The organism is Streptomyces sp. NPDC001544 (genome assembly GCF_042894285.1).
Lineage (GTDB): Bacteria > Actinomycetota > Actinomycetes > Streptomycetales > Streptomycetaceae > Streptomyces.
Genome location: NZ_JBIAVN010000001.1, coordinates 257,371 through 270,405 on the forward strand (window position 1 = coordinate 257,371; position 13,035 = coordinate 270,405).

Sequence of the window (13,035 nt, forward strand, 5' to 3'; positions counted from 1 at the left end):
ACACCGGGGTCCAGGGGCGCAGCCCCTGGCGGGGTCCGGGGCAGAGCCCCGGGGAAAGGGACGGGCACCGTGCCAGAGGGGCACACGATCCACCGGCTCGCACACGACTACGCCGCCCACTTCTCCGGCACGGCCCCCCACGTGACCAGCCCCCAGGGCAAGTTCTCCGACGCCGCCGAACTACTCACCGGCACGGAACTCACCCGCACCGAAGCCCACGGCAAGCACCTCTTCCTCGGCTTCCGGGACCCCGAGGACACGGACTGGGTCCACATCCACCTCGGCCTCTTCGGCAAGGTCGCCTTCGGTGACGCCCCCGCACCCCCGCCCACCGACACCGTCCGCCTCCGCCTCGCGAACACCACCTCGTACGTGGACCTCCGCGGCCCCACCACCTGCGCCCTGATCACGGCCACCGAGAAGCAGGCGATTCACGACCGCCTCGGCCCCGACCCCCTCCGCCCCGACGCCGACCCGCAAGCCGCCTACCACCGCATCTCCCGCAGCCGTGCGACGATCGCCGCCCTCCTCATGGACCAGAAGGTCGTCGCGGGCGTCGGCAACGTCTACCGCGCCGAGGTCCTCTTCCGGCACCGCATCGACCCCTACCGCGCGGGCCGCGACATCACCCCCGCACAGTGGGAGGCGATCTGGGCCGACCTCGTCGAGCTCATGCGCGAGGGCGTCCGCAACAACCGCATCGACACCGTCCGCCCCGAGCACACCCCCGAGGCGATGGGCCGCCCGCCCCGTGTCGACGACCACGGCGGCGAGGTGTACGTCTACCGCAGGGCCACCCTGCCCTGCCACATCTGCGGCACCGGCATCCGCACCGCCGACCTCGCCGCCCGCAACCTCTTCTGGTGCCCCACCTGCCAGAAGCCCTGAGCCTCCTACTCCCCGACCCCTCGGGACCTCAGAATCTCAGAACCCGTGCGGCAGCCACGGTGCCACCGCCGACCCGAACCCCACCGACGCCTCCGCCAGCGCACCGTCCCGCAGCTCCCGCACCAGCCCGGCCCCCGCCAGCGAGGCGAGCGAGACGCCACCCAGGTAGACCCGCCCCAACTCGCGCACGCCGAGGGCGAGATCCGCCGGATCCGCGGTCCGTGCGCACGACGCGCCCTTCGCATCCCCCGTGAGCCGCCAACGCCCGGCGTTCCAGGGGCAGAAGGAGTCCTCGACCTCGAACACGACATCCAGCGGCACCTGGTAGGCGCGAGCCTCGAGTGCCGCGCCGACGTCCACCAGCCGCACGTGCAGCGAGTCCCGTACCAGCAGTTCGCACCGCCGGATGTCGGACACCAGGAACTGCCAGGGCTCGTCCACCGGCCGCCGTCGCGCGTCGATCACCGAGGTCAGGTCGATGTCGAACAGGAACCGCCACACCGCGGCGTGGGCCGCCGGGTCCAGCGCCTCCATGTTCTCCAGCAACACCGTCCCCCTGGCCCCGGCCGGCTCCCAGACCGGCTTGACCCGGAACCGCGCGTACCCCACCACCTCCCCGTCCCGCTCGGCGACCACGCACTGCAACGGCGACGCGCCGTCCCGCTCGCTCGCCGGGTCCAGCAGCATCAGCCGCTCCCAGCCGGGCGCCCGCGCCACCATTCCCGGCCGCAGCGGCACCCGCCGGGCGTACAGGGCCTCGCACGCGTCGAGGACGTCGGCGGGGGCGGCGTACCGCAGCCGTACGCCGTCGGTGCCGGGCGGTACCGACAGCCGTACCCGGGTCGTGTCGATCCGCGCGTTGACGTTGTACGTCCCCACGCCGTACCCGAACCGCCCGTAGATGGCCGGTTCGGACGCCGTCAGCACCGCCAGCGGCCGGCCCCAGGACCGTACGTCGTCCAACTGCCGCCGCATCATCGAGGTGAGCACACCACGCCGCCGGTGCGTGGCGGCCACACTGACCATGGTGACCCCGGCGGCGGGCACCGAGGCGCCACCGGGCACCGTCAGCCGGAAGTCGAAGGCCGACGCCGTGCCGATGACCGCGTCACCGTCCCAGACGCCGATCGAACGCCCGGTCTCGGTGAGCGAAGCCCACAGCTCCCGCTCCTCGGCCGCCTCCGGAACCCCGCCGAACGCCCGGAGCAGGCTGTCGTACCACTGGTCCCATTCACCCGGCCGCAGCGCCCGGGGACCGGTCACCGGACTACTCGCACGGTCTGTCGCCATGCACCATGCGTACCAGCGCGTCATCGGAGCGGGCGACCGAATTTCCGCGGGGTTGCGGCGGAACGGCGTCCGGTGAAGTTGACTGTGACGTTGAGCCCCGGACGGGGGATAAGTCGGACCTCCCGTGCCAAGCGGCTGGTCCGATGGATAGGGTCCCGAACTAATGGCAGCAGGACGAGAACGGCGCGCGAAGGCCGAGACGTTCACGGCCCGGTGGAAGATCCAGTGGCACCGGGCCCGCGTCGGCGTGCGCAGAAGCGCGGTGGACTACTTCCGCGGCGACGGCTCGGACTGGATCGCGCTGGCCGGACTGCTGCTGATCATCCCGGTGCTCGCGGCGATGACCCTCGCCAACTCGGTGTGGTGCTCACCGGCCACGCTGGTGCTGCCGATCGTGGCGGGCGGTCTGCTGCTGCGCCCCGCGAGCCTGCTCGGGCTGTACGCGGCGGCGGCCACGGCGCTGATCGTGGAGTCGGTGCGACTGGGGCCCTACACCGAGGGGCCGTCCAGGGTCACGCCGGGTGTGGTGCTCGTCGTCGCCGCCTGCGGGTTCTTCGGGCTGCTCACCGCGCAGTTCCGCAGCCGGGTGGGCGTGCCCTGGCGGCGCGGCGGCACGATGCTTTTCGACCTGCGCGAGCGGATCCGGGTGCAGAGCAAGCTGCCGAAGCTGCCGCAGGGCTGGCACCGGGAGATGGCGTTGCGGCCCGCGGGCGGGCAGTCGTTCTCGGGCGACTTCGTGGTGGCGGCCCGTACGAACGGCGGGCGGACGCTGGAGGCCGTGCTGACGGACGTGTCCGGCAAGGGCATGGACGCGGGTTCGCGGGCGCTGCTGCTGTCGGGGGCGTTCGGCGGGCTGCTGGGCTCCCTGCCCCCGCACGCCTTCCTGCCGGCGGCCAACGGCTATCTCCTGCGGCAGGACTGGGAGGAGGGCTTCGCGACCTCGATCCACCTGGTCCTGGATCTGGACTCCGGGGACTACGAGTTGTACTCGGCGGGCCATCCGCCGGGGCTGCAGCTCAGCGCGGGCAGCGGGCGCTGGGAGGAGAAGGCCGCCGAGGGCCCGCTCCTCGGTGTGTACGACGGCGCCCAGTTCGACCCGGTCAAGGGCTCGCTGCGCCCGGGAGACGTGTTGATGCTGTTCACGGACGGTCTGGTGGAGACCTCCGACCGCGACATCGTCGAGGGCATCGACCGTCTCACCGGCGAGGCCGACCGCTATGTCGCCGGCGGCTTCCACGGAGCGGCCTGGCACCTCATCGAGGCGGTCGCGAGGGACGTCAACGACGACCGGGCGCTGCTGCTGATCTGCCGTGAGGCCTCCTCGGCGGCACACTGAGCCGGGTCGGTCCTACAGGGCAGTCGCTCCGACCCGTGTGGCCGCGGTCAGCGGCGCCACCACCCGCCAGCCCACGGTCTCGTACAACGCGCGCCCCTCGACCGTCGCGCCGAGTACGGCCGCCCTCGCCCCCGCCTGGGCCGCGGTGCGGGCGAGCGTCCGCATCACCAGACGTCCGAGCCCCCGCCGCTGGTGCGCGGGATCGGTCTCCACCTGGTCGACGACGGCGGTCCCGCCGGTGACCGCGACCTGCCCGCGCGCCGCGAACCCACCGTCGGCGGCACGGACCAGCACACGGGTCACCCCGGCCCGGCTCCAACTGCTCAGCCGGTAGCCGTCCGGAACGTCGCCCGGCAATCCGCCGGTGGGCAGCGAGACGGCCATCAGGAAGCACCGGCCGCCCGCGAGCGCCCAGCCGGACGGCAGCCAGGCCTCCAGGGTCTGCGGCGCCACGAAGGTCTTCAGCCAGATCCCGTGCGCCGTGGCGTTCTCGGTGATCTTGCGCACGGTCGCCTCGTCGGCGGCGGGCAGCACATGCCGCGCCACCTCGTTGGGCAGTCCGACGTCGAGGGTGAATCCCCAGGGCCGAGGCACCGGTTCGGCGGTGCCCCGCGACACGGCCCATCCGTCGACCCACGCCCGGACGGCGTCCGTGGTGTTGGCGAACGTCACGAACCCTCCTGATGAATGTAATAGACCAAATAGGCCTTCATCCATTACATCATGCGGATGGTGGCGGATGCGAGGGATCCTGGCCCCTGCGGAATGTCGCCGATGCCGCGCTGCGCCGGGAGACACTGAGGGAGTGACCGAGACACGGACCCCGTTGACCCTGGCCGAGGTCGAGGCCCTCGCGTGTGCCGCCCATGCCGGGCAGACCGACAAGGCGGGGCGGCCGTACGCCGAGCATCTGCGGGCCGTCGCGGAGGAGGTGCGGAGCCGGGGCGGCGACGAGGCGCAGATCGCGGCGGGCTGGCTGCACGACGCGATCGAGGACGACGCCCTGTCCGCCGACTGGCTGGCGGCGGCAGCGCTGAGCCGCCGTACGAAGGACATCGTGCTGGCCGTCACCAAGCGGACCGGGGAGGGGCCGGAGGCGTACGCGCGGCGCGTCCTCGCCACGCCCGGCGCCCTGCTGGTGAAGGAGGCCGACCTCGCACACAACGCGGACCCGGACCGGCTGGCCGTACTGGACGAGGCGACCCGGAGACGACTGACCGAGAAGTGCACGCGGATGCGCGCACTTCTCGGTCTCGGGGGACTGCCGGGGATCGGCGACGGCTAGGCGCTGACCTTCTCGCGGTCCCGTTCGCGTTCCTTCTGCTGGCGTTCGCGGGCGAGTTCCGCGGCGTCCTGCTTGAATGCCCAGTTCATCTGCGGCTCCATGACGCAGCGGAACACGCGCCGCACGGGGGCGGTGCACAGCAGCGTGACGGCGGTGGCCGCGACGGCGGTCACCAGGATCTCGCCGAGCGGGTGGTGGAAGGCCGGGTTGTCGAGCCAGCCCCGGTAGTCGGCGTACTTCACCAGGAAGCCGTGCAGCAGGTAGCCGTACAGCGTGCCCGCGCCCAGCGTGGTGAACCACATCTTCCGCCGCGGCACCCAGGCGAAGAAGCAGGCGGTCAGCAGCAGGGAGCAGCCGAACATCGCGACCACCATGACCGGACCCGCCCACCACGGGGCACCCAGTTCCTGCGCCGAGTCCCGGTGGTAGAACCAGGCCGTGTTCATACGGGGCACCGCCCACCAGCCGAACACCAGCGCGGCCGCGAACACCGGCACGGCGGCGGCCCTGACCCAGGGCCGGCGCACCAGATGGAAGTGCTCGGGCTTCATGCACAGGCCCAGCACGAAGTACGGCAGGAACTGCAGCACGCGCTGCAGGTCCAGGTCGTCGCCGATGCTCGGGCTGACGGAGGCCAGCATGGCGATGCCGAGCGCGACCGGGAGCGGCCAGCGGACCAGCTTCCACACGGGCGTCGTCAGCCGCCACACGAACAGGGCGCACAGGAACCAGGTCAGGTACCAGGGGTCGAGGAGGCTGATCTCCTGGTCGGGGGAGTGGTCGACGAACCGCTTGAAGAGCGGGTACGCGGTCTCGAACACGACGTACGGCACGGCGACGCCCGTGATCAGCCGCTTCAGCCGGTCGGGGCGCATGTCGAAACTGCGCGAGAAGAAGCCGGAGATGATGATGAACGCCGGCATGTGGAAGCTGTACACGACCGTGTACAGGGCCTCGAGGATCCGGCTGTCGCCCTTCAGGGGCTCCCACGAGTGGCCCATGGCGACCAGCACGATCGCCAGGTACTTGGCGTTGTCGAAGAACGCGTCGCGCGTTTTGCCGGATCTGTCCGCCTGCGGGGACTGCCGCGCACCCGCTGGGGTACGCGGACTGGGCACTCCCTCGGCCGGCGACTGTGCCGGGGGGAGCGGCCTGCGGTGCTGGCCGTGGGACGAGGCGGCGTCAAACATCTCAGGGACCCTAGCGTCGGTTGTGCGATTTCGTAAAACCCCGTGCGTCATTCCTGGTTAACGGACTGCGGCTACCCCCGTATTGGCCGGAGTTGACATGCCGGACCGAGTGACGGCGGGCACATCAATGACCCGGGGGGAGGGCGCGCTCGGCCTTGATGTCCCGATTCATCCCGACGAATTGGTGCATAAGGGTGTCTCTGCGCCAACAATTCGAATTACCTGCGCACGGGATGTGTGGCCAGGGAAACGAAGTTGTGTAATTCCCTGTGGGGTCCCGGTGGATACACACCGGGGTGCGGCCTCTAATTAGTGTGCGCCGCACCGCACTTGGCCACGGCCGGGCGAACGTTGTGTCACGTGCCGCATAGGGCGGGCCCGTTGGTGGCACGATGGTTGCGGGAGTGCGGACCGACCGAGGGCGTGATCAGTTGTGGCCATTTCACTGTCTGTGGTGCTGCTGTTGGCGATCATCCTTGTGGTGCTGATCAGAGGGGGGAACATCAAGGCCGGACCCGCGATCGTCGCGGTGCTGTTCGGCTTCTTCCTGGCCTCGACCGGGATGGCTCCGTCCATCCAGCGGTTCCTGAACTCGATAGCGGACTCGATCAACTCCATCAGATTCTGACGTCCGGCCCGCGACCGCCGCCCTGGTCGCCGCCCCCGGCCTCCAGGGCCTCGAACCGCCGACAGGGTCAGGGGGCGCCCCAGGCGGCGTCAGCGGTGTTTCCCGGTGTTCCCCGCCGGATGCCGCCCGATCGGACGCGTAGGGGTCAGGCGCGGCGGCCTGCATGGCCATGGCGACGGTGCCGGCTTCCCGCGCCGGACGAAACGGCCTCGCACGCGCGGCTTGGCCGCAGCCCCGGAAAACGATCAGGGCCGGGCCGGAGGATGATTCCTCCGGCCCGGCCCTGAGCCGTACAGAGCGGGCGACGGGAATCGAACCCGCGTAGCTAGTTTGGAAGACTAGGGCTCTACCATTGAGCTACGCCCGCACACGTGCGCCGTGGTCCCCGGACCGCGGCACAGAGGCATCGTAGCGGGTCGGATGCCGTACGGGCGAACGGGTTGGGCCGCGGGTCCGCCCCCGGGGGTGATCGTCCGGGAAAGAGGCCGACGCTTCCGGTTCTGGGATGTACCCTACGTGTCGCACCAGACGGGGTGTGGCGCAGCTTGGTAGCGCGTCCGCTTTGGGAGCGGAAGGCCGTGGGTTCAAATCCCGCCACCCCGACCACCGACTCATGTCACCGGGATGATCGCCTTTTGGGGCGCCGACCGGTCGCGGTTACTATGCAAGCTGCGCGCCCGTGTGTCCCGGCCCACTCGGCCTACGAACTCCTCCGGGCGGCGTAATCCGCCGGACCTGTCTGGCTCCGGCAGAACCCAAGAAGTCAGCCACAAGGAGACCGAACCGTGAAGAGCGCCGTGGAGACCCTGAACCCGACCCGGGTTCGGCTCACTGTCGAGGTGCCCTTCGAGGAGCTCAAGGACAGCCTCGACGCGGCGTACAAGAAGATCAACCAGCAGGTCACGGTGAAGGGCTTCCGCAAGGGCAAGATCCCCGCCCGTGTCATCGACCAGCGGTTCGGCCGCGGTGCGGTGCTGGAGGAGGCCGTCAACGACGCGCTGCCGAAGTTCTACACCGAGGCGGTCAACGAGGCCGAGCTCAGCCCGCTGGGCCAGCCCGAGGTCGACATCACCGAGCTGAAGGACGGCGAGACGCTGAACTTCACCGCCGAGGTCGACATCCGCCCCGTCCTCGAGATCCCGGACTACTCCGGCATCGAGGTCGAGGTCGACGCCGTCGAGGTCAGCGACGAGGACGTGGAGAAGGCGGTCGAGCAGCTGCGCGAGCGCTTCGCCTCCACCTCCCCGGTCGAGCGTGCCGCCGAGGACGGCGACGTCGTGACCATCGACCTGCAGGCCAAGGTCGACGGCGAGGTCCTCGAGGACGGCGTCGCCGAGGGCGTCTCCTACACGATCGGCTCCGGCGAGCTGCTCGACGGCATCGACGACGCCGTGAAGGGCCTGTCCGCCGGTGAGGAGGCCACCTTCACCTCCGAGCTGAAGGGCGGCTCCGCCGCGGGCAAGGAGGCCGAGGTCACCGTCAAGGTCACCCAGGTCGCCGCCCGCGAACTGCCCGAGCTGGACGACGACTTCGCGCAGCTCGCCTCCGAGTTCGACACGCTCGAGGAGCTGAAGGCCGACAGCCGCAAGCGGCTGGCCGACACGAAGCAGTACGACCAGGCCACCCAGGCCCAGGAGCGTGTCCTCGACAAGCTGCTGGAGCTCGTCGAGGTGCCCGTCCCCGAGAAGCTGCTCGAGGACGAGATCAACACCCGTAAGCACAACCTCGAGCACCACCAGCTCGGCCAGATGGGCCTCACCCTCGACAAGTACCTGGAGCTCCAGGGCAAGAACGCCGAGGAGTTCGAGACCGAGACCCGCGAGGCCGCGGTCAAGGGCATCAAGACCCAGTTCGTCCTCGACGAGCTGGTCAAGCAGGAGAAGCTCAACGTCAACCAGGAGGAGCTCACCGAGCACCTCATGCGGCGTGCGGCCTCCTCCGGCATGTCCCCCGACCAGTTCGCCCAGGCCGTCGTCGAGGGCGGCCAGGTGCCCCTCCTCGTCGGCGAGGTCGCCCGCGGCAAGGCCCTGGCCGTCGTGGTCGAGGCCGCCACGGTGAAGGACACCAACGGTGAGATCGTCGACCTGAACGACGAGGAGGAGACCGAGGCCGCCGAGGCTCCGGCCGCGGAGGCCACCGAGGGCGCCGAGGAGAAGACCGAGGGCTGAGCCCCACGGCGCCTCTGAAGGACTCGGGACGGGCCCCGGGGACATCGTTCCCCGGGGCCCGTCCGCCTACCTGGAGGCCGTACTCCGCACCGCCGCCGCACAGCTCCCCACGGTCGCCGCACCCCCCGATCCGCCGGAGGCCGCCGCTACGCCCCCGGCGAACACCCACATCTCCGGGATTCCCCGAAGGGACCAGCGCGTTAGGGTCCATGAGTACGAGGGCAAGGGGACTGGAGTCCCCGGGCAAGCCCCCGGACGGGAACACGTGAGACGGCCCGGCGCCGTCGTAAAGACGAGCAGGTGGATACGTGACGAATCTGATGCCCTCCGCCGCCGGCGAGCCTTCCATCGGTGGTGGCCTCGGTGACCAGGTCTACAACCGGCTGCTCGGCGAGCGGATCATCTTCCTCGGCCAGCAGGTTGACGACGACATCGCCAACAAGATCACCGCACAGATGCTGCTCCTTGCCGCGGACCCGCACAAGGACATCTACCTCTACATCAACAGCCCCGGCGGCTCGGTGACGGCCGGCATGGCGATCTACGACACCATGCAGTACATCCCGAACGACGTGGTCACGATCGGTATGGGCATGGCGGCCTCGATGGGTCAGTTCCTGCTCACCGGCGGCACCGCCGGCAAGCGCTTCGCCCTGCCGCACACGGACATCATGATGCACCAGGGCTCCGCGGGCCTGGGCGGTACGGTCTCGGACATCAAGATCCAGGCCCAGTACCTGCTGCGCACCAAGAAGACCATGACCGAGCTGACCGCGCTGCACTCCGGCCAGTCGGTCGAGACGATCCTCCGCGACGCCGACCGCGACCGCTGGTTCACCCCCGAAGAGGCCAAGGAGTACGGTCTCATCGACGAGATCATCACGAACGCCTCGGGTATTCCGGGAGGCGGCGGCACCGGTGCCTGACCTGTCCGGTTTCGCCACGCACCGCCGATACTCCAGCCCCCAGAACGCCACCAGGACGGTGAACACCCCCATGAGCAACTTCCCCGGCGCCGCGAGCGGCCAGTACGAGGGGCCGCGCCCCGAGAGCCGCTACGTGATCCCGCGTTTCGTCGAGCGCACCTCCCAGGGCGTCCGCGAGTACGACCCGTACGCGAAGCTCTTCGAGGAGCGCGTGATCTTCCTCGGCGTCCAGATCGACGACGCCTCCGCCAACGACGTCATGGCGCAGCTGCTGTGCCTGGAGTCGATGGACCCCGACCGGGACATCTCGATCTACATCAACAGCCCCGGTGGCGACATGACCGCCCTCACGGCGATCTACGACACGATGCAGTTCGTGAAGCCCGACATCCAGACGGTCTGCATGGGCCAGGCGGCCTCCGCCGCGGCCATCCTGCTCGCCGCCGGTACGCCGGGCAAGCGCATGGCGCTGCCGAACTCCCGCGTGCTGATCCACCAGCCGGCCGGCTCCACCGGCCGCGGGCAGCTCTCCGACCTGGAGATCATCGCCAACGAGTTCACCCGGATGCGTGAGCAGCTGGAGAACATGCTGGCCAAGCACTCCAACCGGGGGCTCGAGCAGGTTCGCGAGGACATCGAGCGCGACAAGATCCTCACGGCCGAGGAAGCGCTGGAGTACGGCATCGTCGACCAGATCATCTCGACCCGGAAGATGAACAACGAATCCGTCCGCTGACGCGGGCGCGATGTTGTCGTCTGCCGTCCTTGGCACGGTTTGACCGTGTGCGCGTCAAGGTGCACGTCAAAGTGAACCGTGCCAAGGGGGGCCCGAACGGGGGGCCCGGCAAGGTACCGTCGGATATAAGGCAGCACCAGGAGCCGCTGGACTCGTTAGCGTCCAGGCGTCTCCCAGGCGAAGGGGAAGCACACCGTGGCACGCATCGGTGACGGCGGCGATCTGCTCAAGTGCTCGTTCTGCGGCAAGAGCCAGAAGCAGGTCAAGAAGCTCATCGCAGGGCCCGGTGTGTACATCTGCGACGAGTGCATCGACCTCTGCAACGAGATCATCGAGGAGGAGCTCGCGGAGACCAGCGAGGTGCGCTGGGAGGAGCTCCCGAAGCCCCGCGAGATCTACGAGTTCCTCGAGGGGTACGTGGTCGGGCAGGAGGCCGCCAAGAAGGCGCTCTCGGTCGCGGTGTACAACCACTACAAGCGGGTCCAGGCCGGTGAGAACGGCGGCGCGCAGGGCCGGGACGACGCCATCGAGCTGGCCAAGTCCAACATCCTCCTGCTGGGCCCCACCGGCTCGGGCAAGACGCTCCTCGCCCAGACCCTGGCCCGCATGCTGAACGTCCCGTTCGCGATCGCCGACGCGACCGCGCTCACGGAGGCGGGGTACGTCGGCGAGGACGTCGAGAACATCCTGCTCAAGCTGATCCAGGCGGCGGACTACGACGTCAAGAAGGCCGAGACCGGGATCATCTACATCGACGAGATCGACAAGGTGGCCCGCAAGAGCGAGAACCCCTCGATCACCCGTGATGTCTCGGGCGAGGGCGTCCAGCAGGCACTGCTGAAGATCCTCGAGGGCACCACCGCCTCGGTCCCGCCGCAGGGCGGCCGCAAGCACCCGCACCAGGAGTTCATCCAGATCGACACGACGAACGTGCTGTTCATCGTGGGCGGTGCCTTCGCCGGCCTGGACAAGATCATCGAGGCCCGCGCCGGCGCGAAGGGCATCGGCTTCGGCGCGACGATCCGCTCCAAGCGCGAGCTGGAGGCCAAGGACGTCTTCGAGGACGTCATGCCGGAGGACCTGGTCAAGTTCGGCATGATCCCCGAGTTCATCGGCCGCCTCCCCGTGATCACCTCGGTCCACAACCTCGACCGCGAGGCCCTGCTCCAGATCCTGGTCGAGCCCCGCAACGCCCTGGTGAAGCAGTACCAGCGCCTCTTCGAACTCGACGGCGTGGAACTCGACTTCGAGCGTGAGGCCCTGGAGGCCATCGCCGACCAGGCCATCCTCCGCCAGACCGGCGCCCGCGGCCTGCGCGCCATCATGGAGGAGGTCCTGATGTCGGTGATGTACGAGGTCCCGTCCCGCAAGGACGTCGCCCGCGTCGTCATCACCCCGGACGTCGTCCACTCCAACGTCAACCCGACCCTGATCCCCCGGGACGCCCGGGGACGGGGCTCCGGCGAGCAGAAGACGGCGTAACCGCCACGCCGGTCCGCGTACACCGAAGGGCCCCCGGTCAACCGACCGGGGGCCCTTCGGTGTTGTGTGTTGTGCCTGTGAAGGTCAGTCCTTGACGCGTACGTCGTTGCGGAGCTTGGCGGCGAGGTCGGCCGTGTCGTCGACCGACCCGCTCTCACCCGAGGCGAGCGACGCGAGGCTGAACGCCGAGACGTCGGCGACGGTGCTGTGGTCGCCCCAGATGCAGAAGGGCAGCTTCATGGTCTTCGGGGCACCCGTGCTCGACGTCGCGGCTTCGGAGTTGTCGATCTGCGCCACCTGGCACTTCATGATGCCGTCGAAGTCCGCCGGATGGACCGTCTGCGGGCTGCCCAGCAGCTTGCCCTTGGTCTTTTCGCCGCTCTGGTCCTTCAGCGACTCCTGCTTGACCTTGGCGAACGCGGCGTCCACGACGGCCTCGGGGTCGTCGATGGTGCCGTAGACACCGCTGAAGGAAAGGCCCTTGGCAGTCAGACCTGTCCCGTTCCGGTAGGTGGCGCCGGCGTGCTTGGCGTTCTTCACGCCCCACTTCTCGAAGTCGGCGAGGTCGTCGTCGCTCATCGAGCCCGTGGAGCTGCTGTCACCCGTCTTCTTGTACGTTCCGTCGATCACCGTGGCCGGCGTCGTCAGCTTGTGCGGGCCGTCGTCCGCGACGTCCGAGCCGCCGCTCCCGCCGATCAGGAAGGCCGCCCCCACCGCGATCGCGGCCACCACGGCCACCCCACCGATGATCAGCCCGGTCTTCTTCTTGCCGCCGCCGGCTACGGGCGGCTGCGGGACGGTGGGGTAGGGCTGCTGGCCGTACGGCTGCTGCTGGTAGGGGTTCGGCTGCTGCGGGGCGCCCTGCTGGGGGTAGCCGTAGCCGGGCTGGGCCGGAGGGGCCTGCTGGGGGTAGCCGTAGCCGGGCTGGGGGGTCTGCGGCGGCTGGCCGTAGGGCCCCGGCTGGCCGTACGGTCCAGGCTGCCCCGGCTGGCCGTACGGTCCAGGCTGCTGGGGCTGCCCGCCGTACGGGCCCGGCTGGTTGTGACTCATTTTCTGGGTTCCCCTCCAGACTGCTCATGTGTTCCTGACATCCTTGCCCAGGCACA

The 13,035-nt window shown here is 69.7% G+C and carries 12 protein-coding genes and 2 tRNA genes; 9 read left to right on the forward strand and 5 right to left on the reverse strand.

Going from position 1 to position 13,035, the window contains the following annotated elements; all coding sequences use genetic code 11:
* Nucleotides 1-69: 69 nt before the first annotated feature.
* The gene (locus tag ACFY0F_RS01155; RefSeq protein WP_388787039.1) at nt 70-888 is read left to right on the forward strand and encodes an Fpg/Nei family DNA glycosylase; all 819 of its coding nucleotides are present in this window, start codon (nt 70-72) and stop codon (nt 886-888) included.
* Between the two features lie 36 nt (nt 889-924).
* Here the strand turns inward: ACFY0F_RS01155 and ACFY0F_RS01160 are convergent, their stop codons facing one another.
* Nucleotides 925-2,178, reverse strand: coding sequence for a GNAT family N-acetyltransferase (locus ACFY0F_RS01160; protein WP_388787041.1), 1,254 nt, complete (start codon nt 2,176-2,178; stop codon nt 925-927).
* Between the two features lie 163 nt (nt 2,179-2,341).
* Between ACFY0F_RS01160 and ACFY0F_RS01165 the strand changes: the two genes are divergently transcribed.
* Nucleotides 2,342-3,514: a PP2C family protein-serine/threonine phosphatase gene (locus ACFY0F_RS01165; protein WP_388787044.1), complete on the forward strand. Its 1,173-nt coding sequence runs from the start codon at nt 2,342-2,344 to the stop codon at nt 3,512-3,514.
* Nucleotides 3,515-3,526: 12 nt separating this feature from the next.
* Here the strand turns inward: ACFY0F_RS01165 and ACFY0F_RS01170 are convergent, their stop codons facing one another.
* A complete protein-coding gene (locus ACFY0F_RS01170; protein ID WP_388787047.1) occupies nt 3,527-4,186 on the reverse strand; it encodes a GNAT family N-acetyltransferase in 660 nt (219 codons plus the stop codon).
* A gap of 133 nt (nt 4,187-4,319) precedes the next feature.
* On the opposite strand from ACFY0F_RS01170, the gene ACFY0F_RS01175 reads away from it, so the two are divergent.
* A complete protein-coding gene (locus ACFY0F_RS01175; RefSeq protein WP_388787049.1) occupies nt 4,320-4,799 on the forward strand; it encodes an HD domain-containing protein in 480 nt (159 codons plus the stop codon).
* Here the strand turns inward: ACFY0F_RS01175 and ACFY0F_RS01180 are convergent.
* On the reverse strand, nt 4,796-5,989 hold the full coding sequence (locus tag ACFY0F_RS01180) for an acyltransferase family protein (RefSeq protein WP_388787052.1): 1,194 nt from the start codon (nt 5,987-5,989) through the stop codon (nt 4,796-4,798). The genes ACFY0F_RS01175 and ACFY0F_RS01180 overlap by 4 nt on opposite strands.
* Nucleotides 5,990-6,422: 433 nt before the next feature.
* Between ACFY0F_RS01180 and ACFY0F_RS01185 the strand changes: the two genes are divergently transcribed.
* Nucleotides 6,423-6,617: a hypothetical protein gene (locus ACFY0F_RS01185; RefSeq protein WP_388787054.1), complete on the forward strand. Its 195-nt coding sequence runs from the start codon at nt 6,423-6,425 to the stop codon at nt 6,615-6,617.
* A gap of 296 nt (nt 6,618-6,913) precedes the next feature.
* Here the strand turns inward: ACFY0F_RS01185 and ACFY0F_RS01190 are convergent.
* Nucleotides 6,914-6,984 (reverse strand) — tRNA-Gly (locus ACFY0F_RS01190).
* A gap of 162 nt (nt 6,985-7,146) precedes the next feature.
* Between ACFY0F_RS01190 and ACFY0F_RS01195 the strand changes: the two genes are divergently transcribed.
* The 5 genes from ACFY0F_RS01195 to clpX all read left to right on the forward strand — a co-directional run bounded on the left by ACFY0F_RS01195 (nt 7,147) and on the right by clpX (nt 11,929).
* Nucleotides 7,147-7,223 (forward strand) — tRNA-Pro (locus tag ACFY0F_RS01195).
* A 179-nt stretch (nt 7,224-7,402) separates the two neighbouring features.
* On the forward strand, nt 7,403-8,785 hold the full coding sequence (tig, locus tag ACFY0F_RS01200) for a trigger factor (RefSeq protein ID WP_388787057.1): 1,383 nt from the start codon (nt 7,403-7,405) through the stop codon (nt 8,783-8,785).
* 320 nt (nt 8,786-9,105) lie between these two features.
* Nucleotides 9,106-9,711, forward strand: coding sequence for an ATP-dependent Clp protease proteolytic subunit (locus ACFY0F_RS01205; RefSeq protein ID WP_388789119.1), 606 nt, complete (start codon nt 9,106-9,108; stop codon nt 9,709-9,711).
* 70 nt (nt 9,712-9,781) lie between these two features.
* Nucleotides 9,782-10,447, forward strand: coding sequence for an ATP-dependent Clp protease proteolytic subunit (locus tag ACFY0F_RS01210; protein ID WP_388787060.1), 666 nt, complete (start codon nt 9,782-9,784; stop codon nt 10,445-10,447).
* A 195-nt stretch (nt 10,448-10,642) separates the two neighbouring features.
* Nucleotides 10,643-11,929: an ATP-dependent Clp protease ATP-binding subunit ClpX gene (clpX, locus tag ACFY0F_RS01215; RefSeq protein WP_388787063.1), complete on the forward strand. Its 1,287-nt coding sequence runs from the start codon at nt 10,643-10,645 to the stop codon at nt 11,927-11,929.
* Nucleotides 11,930-12,013: 84 nt separating this feature from the next.
* Here clpX and ACFY0F_RS01220 read toward each other — a convergent pair whose 3' ends face one another.
* Nucleotides 12,014-12,979, reverse strand: a complete 966-nt coding sequence (locus tag ACFY0F_RS01220; protein WP_388787065.1) for a hypothetical protein — start codon at nt 12,977-12,979, stop codon at nt 12,014-12,016.
* Nucleotides 12,980-13,035 lie beyond the last annotated feature (56 nt).